A 20,882-nucleotide genomic window follows, 5' to 3' on the forward strand; every position below is an offset into this window, starting at 1 on the left:
TAGGCTTCCAACTGTTCTAAGGGAATTTTGCGAGACTTAGCAACACGTTTTTTCCGCTCTAGATGCCCNTGTTNTGAAAGTTGTTTTTCCCAAACGTAAAGTGTGTTTGTGCTAATGCCAAAAAGCGCACAGGTTTCTTTTTTGCTGTGACCAGCAGTTACGTATTCTAATACTCGGTTCCTAAAATCTAAATCATATGCCATATAACTACTATACCATATACTGTTTATAAACTAAAGGAGTATATAAATCTGATTTAATTCTATTATTGACAAGCCCGATTTCTTTCTAGTCTTTCAAGCAAGGGCAGCAAATCTGCCAGGGACGGAATGACGTACGGTGTGTAGGCAGATAGACATTCCACTGTTCCTACGCCACTAGTAACTCCGACTGCTAAAGCATGGCCATTTTTCGCAAAACGCATATCATTTGGAGTGTCACCAACGACCATAATCTCCGCTGGATGGCACTCCCATAAAGTAGCGACTTTCTGTAGAAGACTTCTGTCTGGTTTGACAGGTAGACCATTATCTGAAGCTCCTAAAAAGCTAATAAAAGATGTCAACTCCAAATCGTTCATACACTTCCAAGTAGCTTGGAAAGTATCCGTCGTCACAATCCCGATGAAAATCCCCCGCTCCCTCAACTGCTGAAAGAGGGACTTCATATCTGTAAAGGTTGCTTCTTTCATATCGGCACAGGCAATTTCGTTGCCAAAATAGTTTTCTAAACGTTCGCTTAAGTCTTTCAACTCTAAATCAGGTACTACCGTTTTAACAACTGCTGCTACATCTTGAGCAATAAGATCATAGGGTTTCCAAGCAATAGCTCCCTCCGGATCAATCTGACCGTTCTTGATACCGATTGCTTCTTCCAATACAGGTAGATACTCCTCCTGTGGCTGCACACCATAGTCTGCCATAAGGCGTTCAAGAACCGGCTTGATAGCTGGTTGCCAAAGGGCAAAAAAGTCCAAGATTGTTCCGTCTTTATCAAAGAGTATTCCTTTTATCATATGTTGATTCCTAACTGCTGGCTCGCTTGCGCAAAAGTCCTAATCTGTGGCTCTTTCTTGCCTTTTGTAATCGCATTCCCATAAAAACGGAAATCGTCACCAACTTTGGTATTGGCACCAAAACGAATCCATTGGTAGAAGTCCGCTTGCAACGGGATTTGACCAGACACATGATACAGATTTTTACCGACTTGCTCCAGTTCAAGCTCCACTTTCTTACCATTGTAGAGGTAGAAAAGGATTGGCTCTTCTGCAATAGTAAGGCTCAGGTCAAATAGAAGATACTCTGCATCTTTGGGTAACGTATCTCCAAATAGAAATTCTTGCCCATCGTCAGTAGTAAATCGTGCTTCAAGCTTGCAAAAACGAGTTACATAGGCATGGCAATCTTGGAGAGCTGTCAGAAGATTTTCTACTGATAAATGCTCCATCAGCAACCAGGTGGAGGGATCTCCAGGAACTGATGGAGTCTTGGCAGTTGCATAACATTCCCCTTTTAACATGTGAGAATCACTGCCTCCAATCGCACAAATTCGGTAGCCCTCTGACCAAAGAAGGTCGGCCAAAGCAACCGCTTGTTGATTGGCCTTTCTTCCTTCTGCGTGCGGCTCCAATTCATAAGTCGGGTCATTGATAATTTCCAAGCAGTTGACGCGGTGCCATTCCAAGTCTCCAAATAACCATTTCCATTCATATAAGTAAGGATGATTTATAGAAAAAAGCCAGCCGTTGTCTTGACATTCCTTGATAAAGGTATCCATAGCGAATAGAACATTCTGCTTTTCTTTCTCCAAGATGATAGCATCTAAATTCTCCGGTCTTTTAGTTAACCCAAAAACATTGGCATGACCAAAATTAGTCGTCATCTCAATCCCAGGCATGACAAATAGCTCCGTCTTTTCCCAACCTGTATGGAGAAGATTATGCTCAGTAGCAACATAAAAATCCAATCCCTCTTCTAATACCTTAGCCGTCACACTCCCAATCAACTCTTTGCCGTCAGACAGCTGAGTATGGGTATGAAAATCCCCCCGGTACCATTTTTTCCCCTTTTGGTAGATTTTTTTCATATCAAAGTAAACATATTCAAAATCTTCATTTACCCAACTTGGACCATTGATTGCTTCTGCAACGTCGCTATCTCCAAAATCTAATTGGATATTAAATGCAAGGGGTTCTTGGTCAAAATATTTCCCATATTCTTGGTTGTAAATAGCTTCAATTGTCCATGATCCAGTAGGCATGGTACCTGGAACTCCACCAATCGTAGTCCGCTCAGGTCTGGTGCTCAAAGAAATACAGGGCTGACTATAGCTTAATTGCTTTTGGAAACGAATCTTTCCCCTACTATCCTTAATCATTAAAAGCACTAGCATGGTATAGGGATATTTTAGGTCATGATGTAGGGTAATGCCTTGACACTGAGGAGGCATGGCAAAGTGATTCTGACATACAGGTATATTCTTACTATTTAATTGAAAATGATAGGTCTGCGTCATTCCGTTCCTCGCTACTCCTTTTTCAAGGCTTTGTCAAGAGCCTTTTGCGCCGTTTCTTGAGCCTCGTTCAAGGCTTCTTTAGCTGGTATATTTTCCAATTCTACCTTGTCTGCAGCAATCTTCAAAGCATCGTAAATAGCACCACCGGTTGGATCAACTGGCAAGATAGAGCCATGTTTAGCCTGTTCAAACGGTACAAGAGCTTGTGGATTTTCTTTAATATATTCTTGGTAGTCCTGATTCTCAGTAATACCTTTGTTCACTGCTACATAACCAACCGACTTGGTCCAATGAATTTGGTTTTCAACATTAGTAAAGAATTGAATAAACTCAAAGGCACCCCTTTTCTCTTCAACTGTGGAGCTTTCTAAGATACTCATTAATAGGGCATCTGCTGCTGGTACCGATGAAGAATCCGTATCCCAAGCTGGCTGTTCCATGGCTTGTACTTTGGTAAAGTCAAGATCCGCTTGGTCACCTGATGAACCTGTGTAGCCACCTGCAGTATTGTCAAGAACATCTTCGATTGTCTTATACCAGTATTCCCAACCTTGACCTCCTGAATGAACTTTCATCGTCTGGTCATCATGAATCCATACACGGAACTGTTCCCACACTTCTATCCATTCCTGGGCATTTATCGTCACAGTCTTACCATCTTCACTAAACAGCTTGGCTCCATTACTGAGAGAAGCATCTATCAAATTATACTGTCCCCACATTGGTTCCCAGCCATATTGAAACTCCCCCGTATCTTTGATTTTTCTAGCAACATCACCCAGGTCTTGCCATGTCTTGATAGAAGCCGGATTGATATTGGCTTTCTTGAAAGCCTCTTGATTGTAATAAAGAATTTGAGTGGTACCATAAGCGGGGAGACCAAAACGTTTTCCGTCTTCAGATACAGCTTGATTTGCAAATACTTCTAGATAATTGTTTATATCAAAAGTTTCGCTTGCTTTCCCTAATGCGTCCATATCTGCCAATAGCTTTTGTTTATTCAAATTTCGAGCTGCCCTACTGTCCAATAAGACAACATCCGGTGCCTTATTTCCTGCAAGCGCTGCTTGCAGTTTGATAAACGTTTCATTGTAATCTGCTTGCGTGACAATCTTCACTTCATATTTGTCTTGTGATTGATTGTAATCTTCTACCATATCACTCCAAACATTGACAGCTGTCTTTCCGCCTGCAAACCAAAATTCTACTTCTGTTTTTCCAGCTTTCCCCTCAGGAGCTTCTGTAGAAGAAGTAGAGCTACATGCAGTTAGTGCTCCCATAGTCAAAATACCTACTGTTACAAATGAAAACAACGTTCTTTTCATGACAATCTCCTCTTTTATCCTTTCATGCCGGTTTCTCCTCCGACACCCTTTATAAACCATTTTTGTGCAACTGCAAAAATAACCAACAATGGGGCTACAATGACCGTACTAGCAGCCATAACCTTAGCCCATTCTGTACCATAGGCTCCTCCTTCAATGAAGAAACTCCGTAACCCCTGTGATACAAGATATTTTGACTGATCATTAGTAATTAACGATGGCCACATATAACTATTGTAAGCAGCAATAAAACTCATCCAACCAAAGGTACTAAAGGAGGATTTCGTCATAGGATATAAAATCTCCCAGAGCACTCGAAAATGTGCTGCACCATCCATCCACGCTGCCTCTACTAGCGCTTTAGGGATTTGCATAAAGGCCTGTCTCAGCAAAAAGATTCCAAAAATACTAATCGTACTGGATACAATTAAACCTGTTAGAGTATTTAACATCCCCCCTTTGGATAAGATAATATAACTTGGTATATAAGTAGCGGCTGTTGGTAGCATATAGGTGCTCATTATGACGGAAAAAAGGAGATGGCGGCCCTTAAATTTTAGAAATACAAGGGCATAAGCCAGCATAGCACCTGTTATCATTTGAATTACCACAATTATCAGTGAAGTCCATAAACTATTCCAAATGTAGCGTGGGATGGGCGAATGAAATAAGACTTCCAAAAAGTTCGACCATTGTGGTATCTTGGGTAGGAAAATCTTTACATCCATCACTTCTAGCTTGGTTTTTAGCGAAGATACTACCATCCAAATAAACGGAAAAGCTGTGAAAAGACCAACAAAGAGTAAGATGAGCCACTTAGCAACTATCTTCGTCGTGATTTTAAAATTGGACTGTATGTGGTTGACCATGTTTTCTCCTTAATAGTGAACCCATTTCTTAGAAGCAATAAATTGCAAATAGGACAAAAAGACTGTTATGAGAACCATTATCACAGCAACGGCAGTCGCCTGACCCATATTATACTCTTCAAAACCTAATTGATAATACATATACAATAGTGTCCTTGTACTCCCACTCGGTCCACCTTGCGTGAGAATCTGAACCTGATCATAAACTTGTAAGGAATTAACCATGGTAATAATCATCAAGAAAAAAGTCGTTGGAGAGATACTAGGTAAGGTCATATCGAAAAATTGTCGCCATGGCTTTGCCCCATCTAAGGCACTCGCCTCGTAAATATCTTTTGGAACCCTTTCAAGAGCAGAGAGATAAACTATCATAGCGTATCCCAAGCTTTTCCATACCGTTACAATGATAACTGCCAACATAGCTGTCTTGGAACTTTGCAACCAGTTTAGAGCTGGCAAATGAAACAATTTTAATAACTGATTTGCAAAACCATTTTTAGGTTCATAAATCCATGTCCATACAATGGAAATAGCCACCGTCGGAGTAATCCAAGGTGAAAAAAGAATGAACTTAAAAAAACTACCTCCTGGGATACTTTTCTGCAACAAGAGGGCGAGAAATAAGCCACCAATGATTGTTGGTACCAAGGTTCCTAGTGTAAAGACTACTGTATTAAAAAGCGCTTCATAAAAGCGAGAATCTGTCATCAGATCCCTATAATTCTCAAAGAAAACCACCTGATACTCTGGCGTCACGAAACTCCAGTCAGTAAAGCTTAACCAAGCCGTCTGGAGGATAGGATAAATCCAAAAGACAAAGAGTGGAATCAAAGCAGGCAAGATGAAGAATAGAATTGAAAAAGCATTCTTCATTGAATTATATTTAAATGACATGCAGCAATATCCTTATAAGTAAACTAAGAGACAATCCAGTTAAAAAATCCGACTACAAATACTAGTGAGCTAACACTCAGTAACATCCTTTACCATTCTCATGATAGATATTTCTTAAATACCATAAGCAAACCACAATAATGAAAGGGCTATTCTCACCTATATAACCATTTACTGTAAGTATAGCAAACAATTTTTTATGTTTTATATCGTTTTCTGTAAAAGTATTGTAAATAGTACACGAAAGAAGAATTTCCCCGCAACTAAAAGCTGTTTGGCATAGGCCTGTCCAAACCTGCTTAATAGCGCTTATTTAGAAGATATAGGTAAAACATCATGGCTTAGGCTTAAAGTATCTAATGACGTAGAGTTCTTTATGCCCACACGCATGCCCCTCTCAACAGCAGACATTTGGGACAATTCAGCTGCGCCTCCTTCCTCTTCTACTAGGTTAAAAAAAGACGCAAGCCACAAGGAATAAGTAAGCTAGAAAAAACAGTAGATACAGTCGCAATATATGGGGACGTTTTCCAACTATTCTAATCATTTTTTGAATGAACATTTGTTATAGCTAGAAAATTAGGGCATTTCATTACAGCTACTCTGCTGTGGCTATGATCCAGTATGACAGTAAAACCGTGCACTAATACCACGTCAGTATCCTTACCAAAACCAGCGGTGATGACCTTTCAGCAGGAAAAAGGGTTCTCCACCTTATTTCCCCTGTTCTCACCCCCATTGAATTGTTCTGGCCCGTTTTAGATTGAAAACATTGAAAACGTTGACCCTATCCATTTCTAAAAGCGGGAAAGAACGCGACAGGTGGAAAAACCGAGTTCGGTTTTTCCACACTTCCCACATTTTAGGTTCAGTCTGAAAGGGGCTGGGAATAGACCGCTTCAATCCCCTAAGATAGGTTTGCGCCTAAAAGTGAACAAAGCTGAGCGAAAAGCTCTAGTAGCGGTTTTTAGCCTGTCCCCTTGAAACCCAAAATGACGCTTCACTTTCAGCTTCAACACTACAATAGCCATTGAAGCATCCAACCACCGACCTGAGATATTGCTGTAAATTTTACCTGGTGGAGAGGGGACTTTTGTCCACTATGCCTCTTAAACGGAAACGTTCTGGGAGGGATAAAATAGTAAAAATAATAGACCTGACAGTCGTCGTCAGGTCTAAGCTATCTTAATGGAAGTACATCAAAAACAAAACCAAGCCGGTTTAACGAAAGGCTTGACTACTGTCTATATAGCTATCAGTATAGTGGGCCCCAGGTTAGCTCAATGTAATACTCCCCAGTCCCCTTATCATTCCCTACCCGATGTAGGTCTTGAATTTATCCTGATAGAACAGCCTTATTGTAAGCATTTCAAACACAACATACAATTTGATAATGTGGTTATCTTATTTCTGAACTGGTTTAAAATTGTTTTTCTTAGCTACTATATCACTTGGTCCTCCATCTTTCAAGATCATACAGTAGCCTAGTCCTCGCTTCCTTGCTCTTGGCAACATGGTCAGCTATCATCTTCATGTCGATTACTATTGTTAGGTTTCACGGATAATCAATTTGTTTTTTGTGATGATTTTTACCGGAGATGTGAGACTCCCATCAAGAGTTGCCTCTAATAAAAGCACTGCAGAGGTTCCCATCTGCTTGGTAGCTAATTGGACTGTGCTAAGACTGGGGACAGTGTACTGACTCATACTCAAATCACCAAAGGCAATCAGGCGTACTCGTTCTGGAATCGGGATGCCAGACTCACTCAAAGCCTTGATAGAGCCAATTCCCATGGTATCGCTAGCAATAAAAAAAGCGGTGGGGAGCTCATCTCCCAAGATTTCGATGGCTTTCTTCATCTGCTGATAGCCACTTTCAATACTGAAATCTCCTGTGAACACAAATTTTTCATTTAGAATATGGTGTGCAGTCATATAACTGTAATAAGCTTTTGTACGAGGATCTGTATAAGATGTTTCATTCTCTGACATACCCGCCAAAAAGCCGATTTCCTTATGGCCATCTTGGACAAGGTAATCTAAAATTTCATAGACAGAGCTTTTATAGTCGGCAAGGACACAGTGAATCTGTTCTTTGAGCGTATCTTGGTTAATCACAACGAGAGGTTTTCCAAGTGCCACTAATTGCTGCAGCTGTTCATCTCCAAAATAGCCAATTGCGATAATGCCATCAATCTTATTCGTTTCAGGTAATTTTTCGTTGAAGAAATTGTGAACAATTTGAAATCCCTTATTTTTCAAAGCTACTTCTACTCCCCAACGAATAGAACGTAAATAGAGGTCAGTCACACCGACTTCTTTTGTGTACCAGTGGGTCACAGCGATAGTGGCATGTTTTTGTTCAACCTTAGACGGCTGTACATCATAGTTTAGTCGCTGAGCAGCACTCCAAACTTTATCACGCGTTTCTAGACTGACCGATAAATGAGGATCGTTATTTAAAATACGTGAAACAGTCGCGTTGGATACTCCTGCTAGCCGAGCAATGTCTTTGATTGTAGCCATTCCCTCTTCCTTTCATCAACCGATTCTTTGCTTTCTATTTATTATAGTTTATTTGGTTTTAATTAGCAAACAAACTAGATTATCCAGGATTATTTTTAGTAAAATATTGATTTTTAGTAAACCCTATAGTACAATGGTTCTGAAAGCGATTACTTCGCTTGTCATTTAAATAATACTTACTGAAAATCAACAGGAAGCAAGGAAACGACGAGCTAGGTCAAACAGTATTTATCACTCCTTGCTGACAAATTAGCAGTTTGAGTTTCAAAGAGTATAAATGCCTATAGGAGGAAGAAAAATGACAGGTTTAACAGTTGTTCAAATTGTGCTGCTGACCTTATTAGCAGTGGTATGCGGACTAGATCCATATATTTCAGGATTACAGTTAAGTAAGCCTGCAATTGCTGGATTCTTGGCAGGTCTTATCATGGGAGATATTCAGACAGGTTTATTTGTCGGATCAACCTTGCAGCTAATGGTCTTGGGGGTTGGGACCTTTGGTGGTGCCTCCATTCCGGACTTCGCTTCTGGTGCCATTATCGGAACAGCCCTGGGGGTGGTGAGTGGCAAAGACTTAGAATTTGCCATCGGACTATCTGTTCCAGTCGGACTGCTCATGGTTCAGTTAGATATTTTGGCCCGTTTCTGTAATGTCTTCTTCTTGCATCGGATTGATAAACATATTGAAAACAAAGAATTTTACAAAATCAATCGTGAAGCATGGTTTAGCTTACTACCAATCGGTTTATCTCGTGCCTTTCCAGTCGCTATGCCACTCTTCTTCGGAAATCAGATGATTGAAAAAGTGACCGCATATGCTCCTGAATGGTTGATGGGAGGTCTCCGTTTAGCAGGTGCAACCTTACCAGTCGTAGGGATTGCTATCTTGCTTCGTTACCTACCCGTAAAAAAATTCATACCATTCTTGCTAATTGGTTACTTACTTGCTGCTTACTTGCACGTTCCGATGATGGGAATTGCACTATTTGGCGCAGCCTGTGCAGCACTTCACTTTAACAAATTAAACGAGTAAGGAACAAGCCCACAAATCGCTCATGTTGGAGGAAATGGAGAGGAGATAGAGGATGATGAACTCTAAGAAATTAAAGCCAACTGCAACTCTTACAGACAAACGAATAACAGAAAAAGATATTCGCAAAGCTAGCTTACGTTATATGTTTGGCGGACAGTTAGGTTGGAACTATGAGCGAATGATGAGTGTCGCTTATGTTCGCTCCATCTATCCGATCCTACATCAATTATATGGCGAAGACCCAGACACCTTACAAGAAATGCTCAAAATGGAAATGCAATTCTACAATACCAGTCCTTTTTTATCCGCGATTATCACAGGAATTGATTTGAGTTTACAAAACGAAAAAGGAGCCAAATCAAAAGATGCTATCGCCGCGGTTAAGACAGGTTTAATGGGACCCTTTGCAGCCGTCGGAGATGCTCTGTTTGGAGCTGTTATTCCAACTATTTTTGGATCATTAGCAGCTTATATGGGCCAGCAAGGAAATCCAGTTGGGGTCATCATCTGGTTAGGAGCTGCACTGGTCATCCTGTTCTTACGTTATTTTGAAATGCCTTTTGCCTTTCGTGAGGGTAAAAAATTAGTTAGCAACCTTGGAAATCTTTTAAATAATATGACAGATGCTGCAACTCTCATGGGAGTGTTGGTCATCGGTGGCTTAATTCCAACTGTCGTAAAAGTTACGGTACCTTTCGAATTGAAAATAGGAGAAAAGGTTCTAGTCTTGCAAACCGATCTGCTTGATGCTATCTTACCAAACTTGGTTCCAGTCACGTTAGTAGCTCTAGCCTACTGGTTGCTCGGACTTAAACACATGAATTCAACTCGGCTTATCTGGCTCTTTCTCATCGCATCTATTGTATGTTACAGCTTCAAAATTCTTGCCATTGGTTAACGTACAGTAGCACACAGTAATAGAAAGGTATATCTAATGTCGTATGAAAAAAGACCGAATGTGATGTTAATCGTGGTAGATCAAATGCGTGCAGATGCTCTAGCCTATAATAATATCCACAGCCTAGTTAGCACCCCTACCCTCGATATGATGGCTGCGCAAGGCTACAATTTTGAAAATGCCTATTCCCCTGTCCCTAGTTGCGTGCCCGCACGAGTCGCTCTCTTAACAGGACTGGATCAAGACCATAGTGGACGGGTCGGGTATGAAGATGAGGTCCCTTGGAATTTCAAGAATACTCTCCCTCAAACCTTTAAAGATATGGGGTATCAGACAGAATGTATCGGAAAAATGCACGTCTATCCTTCTCGTAAGCGACTCGGTTTTGATCATGTATTGCTACATGATGGCTATTTACATATTGATAGAAAGTATGATAAACCCTATGGTTCTCAGTTTGAGTATGCAAATGATTACCTAACATTTTTAAAAACAAATCTCGGACATCAAGTGGACCTAATGGATAACGGCCTGAACTGTAATTCTTGGGAAGCCAGACCCTGGCAGCACGAGGAATACCTACACCCCACTAATTGGGTCGTCAGTGAGGGCATTCGTTTTCTTGAAAAAAGGGATCCCACAGTTCCCTTTTTCCTCAAACTATCATTTGAAAAACCCCATGCTCCTCTTGATCCTCCGGAATATTATTTTAATATGTATATGGAGCGACTTCCAGAAGAACTTGACCTCCATATCGGGAATTGGGAGATGTACGACGAGCAAACTTACGATATCTATGCTCTTCATGGAAAATTAAAGGCAGATGATCACAGACGCATGCTTGCTGCTTATTTTGGTCTTATCACTCATATCGATCATCAAATTTGCCGTTTTTTAACAGCTCTCAAAGAGTTTCAGCATGATAAGGATACCATTATTTGGTTTGTGTCTGATCACGGTGACCAACTAGGAGAACATTACCTGTTTAGAAAAGGCTATCCTTATCAAGGAAGTATCCACGTACCCTCTTTCATCTATGACCCGGGTAATTTGATTGCAGCCAACCAGCATAGTATTAAGCAGCTCGTGAAACTTCAAGATATTTTCCCATCATTGTTGGATCTTGCATTAGGAAAGGAAAAAGGAGGGTTGGACGGAAAGAGTGTCAAACAGCTCTTATTTGGAAAGTATGAGGGCTGGCGGACGGATTTTCATGGAGAGCACTGCTTAGGGGAAGACTCCAGTCAGTATATTTTAACAGATAAATGGAAGTTTATCTGGTTTTCAGTTCGGGATGAGTACCAACTATTTGATATGGAAAACGATCCACATGAGATGAACAATCTCATCCATGAACGTAAATATGCCCCAGTTATTGACGAATTGCGGGCAAAATTGATAGACTATTTACAAGATAGGGAGGAGGGTTTTGTCCAACATGGAAAACTAACAGCTGTTTCCATGGAGCAGATCCGTTCAACCATATCTGCGAAACTTTAAAAAATAGAGGTAGTAATGGAATTTCAATTCATCAAAGGTGGAAGATTTCTGATGGGGACAGATGATAAGATTGGATTTAGCGGAGATTATGAAGGACCAGCTACTTCTGTTTTTGTATCCGATTTTGAAATAGCAACTACGACAGTGAGCAATCAAGACTTTGCTACCTTTGTCCAACAGACTGGCTACCAAACACTGGCTGAAAGAAAAGGAAATTCTTTTGTGTTTCACCTATTTATTGAAGAAACAAAAAGGTCGCACTATCCACATCCAGCAGGGGCCCCTTGGTGGAAAGTTGTTCCTGGTACAGACTGGGCCCATCCTTATGGACCAACAAGTAGTATCCAAGGTTTAGAAGACCATCCAGTTGTCCATATGGCCTTAGAAGATGCTTTCGCTTATTGTCGATGGGCAGGCTTACATTTACCGACAGAAGCCCAATGGGAATATGCCGCACGAGCTGGAAATACGACCACTTATCCTTGGGGTCAAGAATTGGTAGATGAAAAAGGTCACCATGCAAATACCTGGCAAGGAGCATTCCCTTGGGAAAATAGTCAAGACGACGGTTTTATTGGAACAGCTCCTGTGACATACTTTGAACCAAATCAGTTTGGTCTTTATCAAATGATTGGCAATGTATGGGAATGGTGCTGCAACCCTCGCTACACCCTTTTAGAAGATTTTAATCGTCGACCTTTTGAGCTAACAGATGAGATACTTGGAGAAGAATATGCGATTCGAGGAGGCTCTTTCTTATGTCACTCCTCTTACTGCAACCGATATAGGGTTGCAGCCAGAAATGGCTCACATATCCAATCGACAACTAGTCACCTAGGATTTCGTTGTATCAGAGAGGTAACGCATGATTAAAACACTATTGTATGCCCTCGTTATTTTGCTAGCCAATACAGTTGGGGCAGTGTCTGGAATGGGAGGCGGTATCATCATCAAACCAGCTCTCCAATTTTTTCATCTAGACTCTGCCTTATTGATCAATTTTTATTCAAGTCTTGCAGTGTTGACCATGTCCATTAGCTCTACCTGGAAACAAATCCAACAAAAACAAACAATTGATCTGCTTACCGTAGGTTTGCTAGGAATCGGATCCAGCCTGGGAGGGATAATCGGAGACCTTAGTTTTCATTATTTGAATACTGCTATTGGGAATGACAAGAGCGTTGTATTACAGATGTTCCTTATCATTGTTTCCCTCTTACTAGCCCTTTGGATATCGAGTAATAGGATAACTTATCTCATGGTAAAAGGAAGATGGTTCATGTTGCCTATTGGCCTATTTTTAGGCTTATTTTCTACCATTTTAGGAATTGGTGGTGGTCCTATCAATATTTCCTGTTTTTTATTTTTCTTTGGAATTGGTATCAGAAAAGCAACGATTTATTCTATCATCACTATCTTCTTCAGCCAAGCAGCAAAGATTGGCCAGGCTCTTTTGTCAGGAAACGTTTCAGGAATTGACAGCGGTCTTAGTCTTATCATCATCTTAGCAGCCCTCACAGGGGGATGGATTGGTGCTTCTATCAGCAACCATATTTCTGAGAAGAAAATCTTCTTCTTCTATCACATTGTCCTCCTTTTCGTCTTGACCTTAGGAATCTTTAACCTTATGTATTATGTGATACATTAGGCGCCACTAACATTTTCAGAACCCCATTTCAAAACTACTACCTATCTCCTTAGTTTAAGACAGCTACTATCTGTGGTACTGGTAAAACGAATATGCAGCAAACAGCTCCTTTCATCGCTTGCTCACCTTGACCTTACTGAACTTCTGCACTGCTTTCAATTTATTAGAGAAAGAGAGCTTTGCTATCCTTATCGTCTTTTCCTTTGTTTTTATAGTCCTTTAGTTTACATTTTTATTACTTCGTTAACTCGTCTTGCTGTACTCCAGTACTACCTGCGACTCGTTGCCTAGTACCAAAAATAAACGGAACGGCTATAGTATAGGCAACGAGCTGCAGGCTGTAGAGAGTACTGCAAAGCGAGTGAACCAAGTCATAAAAGATAAACGAAATGACTATATCTCCAAGTTTTCACCATTTTCAAGGGTCAAAGCAGTCAGATACTGATTCTATAGTAATACAGTGTTAAAATAGTATTCTCGCTATAGAAAAACACATTGAGTAATTCCGTTTAACAGAAACTCAATGTGTTTTTTCTTTATTTACGATACATCTTAAATTGTAGGTAAAGATCGTTGTAATCACCTAGGAGTTTGCGACCGAGATTGTCGTAGACTTCTAGATTTTTCAAGGTTTTTTCTGAGGGGTAGAAAGCCTCATCGTTTTTTACATCATCTGGTAGCATTTCCCTAGCCTTAGTATTTGGCGTTGCATAGCCTATGTACAAGGCATTTTGGTAGGCATTTTCAGGACGTAACATAAAGTTAATGAAAGCATAGGCTCCTTCGATATTTTTGGAGGTCTTTGGTATGACCATGTTGTCAAACCAAAGGTTAGAACCTTTTGACGGTACAACGTAGCGCAAGTTTTCATTGCCATCAAGCATTTCACTTGCTTCACCTGAGAAACTTACAGCAATCGCAGCCGCATCTTGAATCATGTAGCCCTTGATTTCATCAGATACGATAGCCTTGATGTTGGGCGTTAATTCATACAGGTAATTAGCAGCCTCTTCTAACTCGGCTTGATTGCGGGAATTTAAGCTGTAACCAAGGGTCTGAAGACCAATCCCCATGCCCTCACGGGCACCGTCCACCAACATGATGTTATCATGATACTCTTCCGACCATAAATCTTCCCATTCTTGCGGAGGATGTTCCACCATTGTTTCATTATAGACAATTCCCAGAGTTCCCCAGAAATAAGGGATTGAATACTCGTTTTTCTCATCAAAACTCAACCCAAGAAACTTAGGGTCAATATTTTCAAGACCCTTGATTTTTTTCTTGTCTAATTGAACAAGAAGATTTTCATCTAACATCTTGGCAATCATATACTCAGACGGAATGGTCAAATCATAGGTCGTTCCACCTTGTTGAATTTTGGTATACATAGCTTCATTAGAATCAAAGGTCTGGTAATCAACCTTAATCCCTGTTTCTTCTGTAAACTTCTCTAAAAGTTCGGGATTAATGTAGTCTCCCCAGTTATAGATGACTAATTTTTCTGTCGTTCCCTCCCTCGACTGGCTTTCCAGCTTGTGGCTAATCCCAAAGAGGACAAGGACAATCACGATAATTCCGATTAAAAAGGAATACAAACGTTTCATTAGTTGACCTCCTTTTCACGAGAAATGAAATAATAGCCCACCACTAATAAGATACTAAAGAGGAAGACAAGGGTTGAAAGAGCATTTATTTCAAGGGAGATTCCTTGACGGGCGCGTGAATAAATTTCTACAGAAAGGTTGGAATAACCATTTCCTGTAACGAAGAAAGTCACTGCAAAATCGTCTAAAGAATAAGTAAAAGCCATAAAATAGCCTGCAATAATGGCCGGTGTCAGGTAGGGCAACATGATTTCCTTGAGCATCTGGAACTGGCTGGCTCCCAAGTCATAAGCCGCTAGCACCATATCAGCATTCATTTCCTTAAGACGCGGCAAGACCATCAAAACCACAATCGGAATAGAAAATGCCACATGACTCAGAAGAACTGAAACAAAACCAAGTTGGAAACCAATGACAGTGAAGAGAATTAAAAAACTCGCTCCAATCATGACATCTGGCGCTACCATCAGAATATTGTTAATCGAAAGTAGCATATTTTGCCATTTTTGTTTGCTTTGGTAAATATAAATTGCACCAAAGGTACCAATAATCGTTGCAATCAAGGAACTAAGAAAGGCTAAGAGGAAGGTCTGAGCTAAAATCAACATCAACCGACTATCGCCTAACATAGATGAAAAATAGTCCACCGTAAAGCCTGTAAACCCGTTCATATCCCCACCCTTATTAAAGGCATAGGCGATTAGGTAAACAATCGGGAGATAAAGGACAAGGAAGGTAATTGTCAAATAAACTTTTCCAATTTTTTTCATTATTTCTTCCTCTCTTTCGTTAGCCACATGGTCAAGAGCATGGCTAGAATCAAAACCACGCCGATAGTTGACCCCATTCCCCAGTTTTGAGTGGTAAGGAAATGTTGCTCAATTGCTGTACCAAGCGTAATCACACGATTTCCACCGATCAGACGGGTCAGCATGAACAAGCTCAAACTTGGAATAAAGACAGCCTGTACACCGCTTCTTACCCCATTCATAGAGAGAGGAAAAATCACTTTGGTAAAGGTTTGCCAAGAATTGGCTCCCAAGTCACGGCTCGCATGGATGAGATTCTGGTCCAAATCATCAAGAGCATTAAAAATCGGCAAAATCATAAAAGGAATTTCGATATAGCTTGCAACCGTGATAAATGAAAAGTCTGTAAAAAGAATCTGCTGGGTGCCTAAGCCTAGAAAATTCAAAAATTGATTGATAGACCCGTGTTGACCAAAGATACCAATAAAAGCATAAGCTTTCAAGAGCAAGTTGACCCAGGTCGGTAAAATAATCAACATCAACCAAAGCTGCTTATGCTTTAACTGCGTGAGAAAAAAAGCAGTTGGATAGCTAATCAGCAAAGTCACAAGGGTGATAATACCTGCATAGAGAATTGAGTTCATACTCATGCGCAGATAGGTCATATTAGGAGAGTTGAAATAGGTTTGATAGTTTGAAAGCGTAAGATTGCCATCAATGTCAAAAAAGGATTTATAGACAATCATGGCAACAGGGGCTAGGACAAAAAGGAGAATCCAAAGGGCATAGGGAAGAACGACTAATCTAGAGGTTTTCTTCATTTCGTTCCTCCTCGATGGCATGAATCAAGCCATCTTCGACTTCTTCGACCTCCACATATTCTTCGATACGAGCATCAAACTCTTCTTCTGTTTCATTGAGACGCATGATATGAATATCTTCAGGTTCAAAGTCCAGTCCAATAACCTCTCCCTCAATCGCCTTACGGGTCGAGTGAATCATCCACTCGTTGCCCAAATCATCGTAGGCGATAATTTCATAGTGAACACCGCGAAAGAGCTGGGTATCAACTTTCACCTTTAATTTACCTTCATCCGGCAAGGTCAGTTGCAAATCTTCTGGACGAATGACAACCTGAACTGGCTCATTCGGTTTCATCCCACCGTCAACTGCCTCAAACCGCTTACCATTAAATTCAACTAGGTAGTCTTCAATCATTCGACCAGAAATAATATTGGATTCTCCAATAAAGGTGGCAACGAAATGGTTAATCGGCTCATCATAAATATCAACTGGCGTACCTGATTGGACAATCTCACCATCATTCATGACAAAAATCCAGTCACTCATGGCAAGCGCCTCTTCTTGGTCATGGGTAACAAAGACGAAAGTAATACCTAAACGCTGTTGCAATTCACGCAATTCGTACTGCATATCGGTTCGCAGTTTCAAGTCAAGGGCTGACAAGGGCTCATCGAGCAAGACCACCCGTGGCTCATTGATAATAGCGCGTGCGATAGCCACTCGCTGACGTTGACCGCCTGATAATTTTTGAATGGCACGTTTTTCATAGCCTCCTAAGCGAACTAACTTCAGAGCTTCTGTCACACGGTACTCAATTTCTTCCTTGGGGATTTTTCGCAATTTAAGGGGAAAGGCCACGTTTTCAAAAACAGTCATATGTGGAAAAAGCGCATATGACTGGAAGACTGTGTGAACATCACGCTTATTGGTCGGCACGTCATTCATCCGCTCACCGTCTAGATAAATGTCACCTGAAGTAGCATCTAGCAGTCCCGCAATGATATTTAAAATAGTTGATTTTCCTGAACCAGAAGCACCTAAGAGGGTGTAAAATTTCCCTTCTTCCAGCTCAAAGTTAATATCTTTTAAAACAACTGTCCCACTATCTTCAAATACTTTGGAAACGTTCTTAAATTCGATAATTGGTTTCTTCAATTCTCATAAATTCCTTCTTTATATGGATTACAGATTAAAGGCTCTGTTAGGCCTTTTCTGACTCTAAGGTATGATAACTACCCTCTATACTACCGGCTACGATAGGCTTCACCTCCCTTACTATATCGTATGATTTTTTAGTCTAGGAAATCTCCCAAAATCCGCACTTCGCGTTCTAAGGTCACTCCTGAATGTTTTTCAACTGCTTCAATGACATAAGCCACTAAATCTTCATAATCCTGCGCCGTTCCGTCTGCAACATTGACCATGAACCCTGCGTGTTTTTCGGATACTTCAATCCCACCGATTCGATAGCCTTTCAAACCTGCCTCCATGATTAATTGACCTGCAAAATAACCCATCGGGCGTTTGAAGACCGACCCGCAGGAGGGATATTCCAAGGGTTGTTTCAATTTACGCAAGTGAGTCAAGCGTTCCATTTCTTGCTTAATCATTGTATAGTTGCCAGGTTTTAGGGCAAACTTCGCTGATAGAACAATGGCCCCATTTTCCTGCAAAATAGACGAACGATAGCCAAATGTCAACTCACGTGCATCCAGCGTTTCTACATAGCCTTTCGGTGTCAAAATCTGTGCAGAAACTAGAATATGAGCAATCTCACCCCCATAGGCACCAGCATTCATAAAGACCGCACCGCCAACACTTCCAGGAATACCGCAGGCAAACTCAAAGCCTGATAGAGAATGATGCGCAGCAACCTGCGTGGTTTGAATTAAATTGGCTCCCGCTTCTGCTTCAATCGTATAACCTGATACGGTAATACTATTTAGCTTATCCATACGAATGACAAATCCACGAATCCCGCCATCTCGCACAATAATATTGCTCGAATTTCCAAGTACCATCCACGGGATATTTTCTTGATTTGCAAATTCAACAATCCGGACCAATTCATAGCGATTACGAGGAAAGGCCAGGTAGTCGACCCTGCCCCCGACCTTTGTATACGTATAGTTTTTTAGAGGCTCATCGAAACGAATATCGACTTCTGCTAACGTTTGTTTGATTTTCTCTTTCATATTTCCTACTCCCAAAGTACATTCAGTTCATTATACCAAAATTCTTATTAGAAAACGATAAAAATAAACAAAAGAATGGATTCTTTTGTTTATTTTTCGGCTTTTATTTATGGATTGGTTATCATCTTAATCGTAAACTACACGAAAGCATCAAAAGCTCCTCATACTTCTACACGTACACCTTGTCTATCGACGGTTAAAATAAAGCTCTCTCCGTCTAGTTTCAAGGCATCAATCGCTTCTTTTACCATGACTTCTTTGGCTTTTTCTACCAAAACCATAACAGTTGGTCCTGCTCCCGATAGATAGGTTGCATATACCCCCAGTTCATGTCCTAATTGGCGAATCGGATAAAATTCTTGCACCAATTTTTGACGGAAAGGCTCGTGAAATAAGTCTGATTCAATCGCTTTGCCGGCTTCCACTAAATCTCCTGTCAGCAAGGCTGCAATCGCAACATTAGCAATGGCACTTGCTGCAACAGCATTTTTCGATGAGAATTGTTTCGGTAAGACACCACGACTGTCACTGGTCCGTAAAGGATAATTGGGAATAAAGGCGATAAAACTAGCTTCTGGAAATTCTGTCACAATCTTCGACACTTTTTTATTGACATAACTGGAGATAACTAAGTTTCCAAAAATCGCAGGTGCAACATTATCAGGGTGTCCTTCAATTTCCGTTGCCAAGCTTAATTTTGCATCATCGTTCAGCTGCAAATCAGCCAGTTGATTTGCCAGTTCAATCCCTGCTACAATAACCGAACTTGAAGAGCCCAGACCACGCGCCAACGGAATATCACTGGTCATGCGAACATGGTGCGGTTGCAAGTCTGGGCATACTTTTAAGGCTGTCTTAATCAAAAGATTGTATTTATCGGACGGAACAAACTCTAAATCATGTTCGACAAACCACTCATCTTGAGCCTTTACGATGTCTATGGTCAGATATTTGGACAAGGCAATCCCCAAAGAATCAAATCCTGGTCCAATATTAGCACTCGTTGCTGGTACAATTATTTTCATCTCACTCCCCCAAAACTTTGAAGGTATTTTGAAGCTTGAAATCTGCAATCTCTGCTAATTTAGCAATTATATGTTCTAGTTGTGCCTTGCTCATACAATGAGTAAGGAGAACAAAACGTGCTTGATTGCCCTCAGACGCTTGCTGGAGAACCTGCTTAAAGGAAATATCCTCAGCATGAAACATCTCTGCTAATTGCAACAAAGTCTCACTTTTATCAGGAGCCATAAGAGAGAAATAGTATTGGCTACGCACATCGCTAGGTGCCGCAAGTTGGAGCGGACGAGCAAATTCATTAAAGGCTTTGCCGATAGTCTGGTCCTTCAAACGACGGACAATGCGGATAATATCTGCTGTTACACTAGCTGCTGTTGGTTTCTGTCCAGCCCCTGGTCCATAGTACATAGATTCACCAATACCAACTGACTCAACAAAAACAGCATTCATCACACCATTGACACTAGCCAAGGGATGATCTTTCGGCAAGAAAGTAGGAGAAACCTCAGCTGATAAACCAGAAACTGTTTCACGAATATCACCGACCAATTTGATAACATAGCCCAATTCTTGCGCCATTGCCACATCATCTGGGGAAATCCTTGAAATTCCCTTATGCTCAACATTGTCAAAATCAATGGTCATACCAAAAGCGAATTGGCTAAGAATAACAGCCTTATAAGCCGCATCAATTCCTTCTACGTCATTGGTCGGGTCAGATTCAGCATAGCCCAATTCCTGGGCTGTTTTCAACGCTTCCTCGTAGCTCCAACCCTCATCGACCATTTTAGTCATCATGAAGTTAGAAGTTCCATTCAAAACTCCGAGTATGCGGGTTACTTTGTCAGATGCAAATGAGTTTGACAAGGTTCGTAAAATTGGAATCCCACCTGCAACCGCTGCCTCATAATAAAGAGCCACACCATGCTTTGCAGCAAGTCTCCGCAATTCACTACCATGCACCGCAAGCAAATCTTTGTTGGCTGTTACGACGTGTTTGCCCACCTCTAAAGCACGGCTAATAAAAGTCTTCGCAGGCTCAATTCGTCCCATTAACTCAACGACGATTTGAATCTCATCATCTGCTAAAATCTCATCTACATTTGTCACAAAGTGGTATTGGTGTCCCGCTACTTCCAAGCGTTCCTTTTCCTTGTCATCTCGCACCAAAACCTTTGCAATTTCAATCTTATCTTGGGCAGCTTGTTGAATCTTTTCTGCATTTTCTTCCAACAAGAATGGAATTCCACTCGCTACCGTACCGAAGCCTAACAATCCAATTTTCACCGTCATATCTACT

19 protein-coding genes are annotated in these 20,882 nt (G+C 40.9%); 5 read left to right on the plus strand and 14 right to left on the minus strand.

Features of this window, described 5'->3' with window-relative positions:
• The 7 genes from E4T79_RS03625 to E4T79_RS03655 all read right to left on the minus strand — a co-directional run.
• On the minus strand, positions 1–203 hold a 203-nt coding region (locus E4T79_RS03625), incomplete at its 3' end, for an IS630 transposase-related protein (protein WP_167752614.1).
• A gap of 62 nt (positions 204–265) precedes the next feature.
• Complete coding sequence (locus E4T79_RS03630; protein ID WP_135027896.1) at positions 266–1,015, minus strand: HAD-IA family hydrolase; 750 nt, start codon at positions 1,013–1,015, stop codon at positions 266–268.
• A complete protein-coding gene (locus E4T79_RS03635) occupies positions 1,012–2,514 on the minus strand; it encodes a CehA/McbA family metallohydrolase (protein WP_135027899.1) in 1,503 nt (500 codons plus the stop codon). Before E4T79_RS03635 ends, E4T79_RS03630 begins: the two co-directional genes overlap by 4 nt.
• 11 nt (positions 2,515–2,525) lie before the next feature.
• Complete coding sequence (locus tag E4T79_RS03640; protein WP_135027901.1) at positions 2,526–3,839, minus strand: extracellular solute-binding protein; 1,314 nt, start codon at positions 3,837–3,839, stop codon at positions 2,526–2,528.
• 14 nt (positions 3,840–3,853) lie between these two features.
• Positions 3,854–4,708 carry a carbohydrate ABC transporter permease gene (locus tag E4T79_RS03645; RefSeq protein ID WP_135027903.1) on the minus strand — a complete coding sequence of 285 codons (855 nt, stop codon included), beginning with the start codon at positions 4,706–4,708 and terminating at the stop codon, positions 3,854–3,856.
• Between the two features lie 9 nt (positions 4,709–4,717).
• Positions 4,718–5,602: a sugar ABC transporter permease gene (locus E4T79_RS03650; RefSeq protein WP_135027905.1), complete on the minus strand. Its 885-nt coding sequence runs from the start codon at positions 5,600–5,602 to the stop codon at positions 4,718–4,720.
• Positions 5,603–7,150: 1,548 nt separating this feature from the next.
• Positions 7,151–8,128 carry a LacI family DNA-binding transcriptional regulator gene (locus E4T79_RS03655; RefSeq protein WP_135027907.1) on the minus strand — a complete coding sequence of 326 codons (978 nt, stop codon included), beginning with the start codon at positions 8,126–8,128 and terminating at the stop codon, positions 7,151–7,153.
• Positions 8,129–8,426: 298 nt separating this feature from the next.
• Here E4T79_RS03655 and E4T79_RS03660 point away from each other — a divergent pair, with 298 nt between their 5' ends.
• Genes E4T79_RS03660 through E4T79_RS03680 form a run of 5 tightly spaced genes read left to right on the plus strand, consistent with a single transcriptional unit; the run spans position 8,427 to position 13,207 of the window.
• Positions 8,427–9,161: a PTS sugar transporter subunit IIC gene (locus E4T79_RS03660; RefSeq protein ID WP_135027910.1), complete on the plus strand. Its 735-nt coding sequence runs from the start codon at positions 8,427–8,429 to the stop codon at positions 9,159–9,161.
• A gap of 52 nt (positions 9,162–9,213) precedes the next feature.
• On the plus strand, positions 9,214–10,059 hold the full coding sequence (locus tag E4T79_RS03665) for a PTS system mannose/fructose/sorbose family transporter subunit IID (protein ID WP_135027913.1): 846 nt from the start codon (positions 9,214–9,216) through the stop codon (positions 10,057–10,059).
• 36 nt (positions 10,060–10,095) lie between these two features.
• Positions 10,096–11,559, plus strand: a complete 1,464-nt coding sequence (locus E4T79_RS03670) for an arylsulfatase (protein ID WP_135027916.1) — start codon at positions 10,096–10,098, stop codon at positions 11,557–11,559.
• A gap of 15 nt (positions 11,560–11,574) precedes the next feature.
• Positions 11,575–12,432, plus strand: a complete 858-nt coding sequence (locus E4T79_RS03675; RefSeq protein WP_135027919.1) for a formylglycine-generating enzyme family protein — start codon at positions 11,575–11,577, stop codon at positions 12,430–12,432.
• Entirely contained in the window at positions 12,425–13,207 is a 783-nt protein-coding gene (locus E4T79_RS03680; RefSeq protein ID WP_135027922.1) for a sulfite exporter TauE/SafE family protein, read from the plus strand. The genes E4T79_RS03675 and E4T79_RS03680 overlap by 8 nt, the downstream gene beginning before the upstream one ends.
• Before the next feature lie 536 nt (positions 13,208–13,743).
• On the opposite strand, the gene E4T79_RS03685 is transcribed toward E4T79_RS03680, so the two are convergent.
• The 7 genes from E4T79_RS03685 to E4T79_RS03715 form a co-directional block, all read right to left on the minus strand.
• The gene (locus tag E4T79_RS03685; RefSeq protein WP_135027924.1) at positions 13,744–14,814 is read right to left on the minus strand and encodes an ABC transporter substrate-binding protein; all 1,071 of its coding nucleotides are present in this window, start codon (positions 14,812–14,814) and stop codon (positions 13,744–13,746) included.
• Positions 14,814–15,584, minus strand: a complete 771-nt coding sequence (locus E4T79_RS03690) for an ABC transporter permease (protein WP_135027926.1) — start codon at positions 15,582–15,584, stop codon at positions 14,814–14,816. The genes E4T79_RS03685 and E4T79_RS03690 overlap by 1 nt, the downstream gene beginning before the upstream one ends.
• Positions 15,584–16,384 carry an ABC transporter permease gene (locus E4T79_RS03695; protein WP_135027928.1) on the minus strand — a complete coding sequence of 267 codons (801 nt, stop codon included), beginning with the start codon at positions 16,382–16,384 and terminating at the stop codon, positions 15,584–15,586. The genes E4T79_RS03690 and E4T79_RS03695 overlap by 1 nt, the downstream gene beginning before the upstream one ends.
• Entirely contained in the window at positions 16,368–17,522 is a 1,155-nt protein-coding gene (locus E4T79_RS03700) for an ABC transporter ATP-binding protein (protein ID WP_135027930.1), read from the minus strand. Before E4T79_RS03700 ends, E4T79_RS03695 begins: the two co-directional genes overlap by 17 nt.
• A gap of 137 nt (positions 17,523–17,659) precedes the next feature.
• Positions 17,660–18,562 carry a UDP-N-acetylmuramate dehydrogenase gene (murB, locus tag E4T79_RS03705; protein ID WP_135027932.1) on the minus strand — a complete coding sequence of 301 codons (903 nt, stop codon included), beginning with the start codon at positions 18,560–18,562 and terminating at the stop codon, positions 17,660–17,662.
• 161 nt (positions 18,563–18,723) lie between these two features.
• Entirely contained in the window at positions 18,724–19,587 is an 864-nt protein-coding gene (gene thrB, locus E4T79_RS03710) for a homoserine kinase (protein ID WP_135027934.1), read from the minus strand.
• A gap of 1 nt (position 19,588) precedes the next feature.
• Positions 19,589–20,875 (minus strand): homoserine dehydrogenase, encoded by a 1,287-nt coding sequence (locus E4T79_RS03715; protein WP_135027936.1) that lies wholly within the window; start codon positions 20,873–20,875, stop codon positions 19,589–19,591.
• Positions 20,876–20,882: the final 7 nt, after the last annotated feature.

Source organism: Streptococcus sp. LYSM12, assembly GCF_004569635.1.
GTDB lineage: Bacteria > Bacillota > Bacilli > Lactobacillales > Streptococcaceae > Streptococcus.

Bases quoted from the DNA above. Each gene is read 5' to 3' on its own strand.
- E4T79_RS03685 (WP_135027924.1), bottom strand. From the start codon at position 14,814: ATGAAACGTTTGTATTCCTTTTTAATCGGAATTATCGTGATTGTCCTT.
- murB (WP_135027932.1), bottom strand. From the start codon at position 18,562: ATGAAAGAGAAAATCAAACAAACGTTAGCAGAAGTCGATATTCGTTTC.
- E4T79_RS03680 (WP_135027922.1), top strand. From the start codon at position 12,425: ATGATTAAAACACTATTGTATGCCCTCGTTATTTTGCTAGCCAATACA.
- E4T79_RS03645 (WP_135027903.1), bottom strand. From the start codon at position 4,708: ATGGTCAACCACATACAGTCCAATTTTAAAATCACGACGAAGATAGTT.
- E4T79_RS03690 (WP_135027926.1), bottom strand. From the start codon at position 15,584: ATGAAAAAAATTGGAAAAGTTTATTTGACAATTACCTTCCTTGTCCTT.
- E4T79_RS03670 (WP_135027916.1), top strand. From the start codon at position 10,096: ATGTCGTATGAAAAAAGACCGAATGTGATGTTAATCGTGGTAGATCAA.
- E4T79_RS03650 (WP_135027905.1), bottom strand. From the start codon at position 5,602: ATGTCATTTAAATATAATTCAATGAAGAATGCTTTTTCAATTCTATTC.
- E4T79_RS03715 (WP_135027936.1), bottom strand. From the start codon at position 20,875: ATGACGGTGAAAATTGGATTGTTAGGCTTCGGTACGGTAGCGAGTGGA.
- E4T79_RS03660 (WP_135027910.1), top strand. From the start codon at position 8,427: ATGACAGGTTTAACAGTTGTTCAAATTGTGCTGCTGACCTTATTAGCA.
- thrB (WP_135027934.1), bottom strand. From the start codon at position 19,587: ATGAAAATAATTGTACCAGCAACGAGTGCTAATATTGGACCAGGATTT.
- E4T79_RS03640 (WP_135027901.1), bottom strand. From the start codon at position 3,839: ATGAAAAGAACGTTGTTTTCATTTGTAACAGTAGGTATTTTGACTATG.
- E4T79_RS03695 (WP_135027928.1), bottom strand. From the start codon at position 16,384: ATGAAGAAAACCTCTAGATTAGTCGTTCTTCCCTATGCCCTTTGGATT.
- E4T79_RS03675 (WP_135027919.1), top strand. From the start codon at position 11,575: ATGGAATTTCAATTCATCAAAGGTGGAAGATTTCTGATGGGGACAGAT.
- E4T79_RS03655 (WP_135027907.1), bottom strand. From the start codon at position 8,128: ATGGCTACAATCAAAGACATTGCTCGGCTAGCAGGAGTATCCAACGCG.
- E4T79_RS03635 (WP_135027899.1), bottom strand. From the start codon at position 2,514: ATGACGCAGACCTATCATTTTCAATTAAATAGTAAGAATATACCTGTA.
- E4T79_RS03665 (WP_135027913.1), top strand. From the start codon at position 9,214: ATGATGAACTCTAAGAAATTAAAGCCAACTGCAACTCTTACAGACAAA.
- E4T79_RS03630 (WP_135027896.1), bottom strand. From the start codon at position 1,015: ATGATAAAAGGAATACTCTTTGATAAAGACGGAACAATCTTGGACTTT.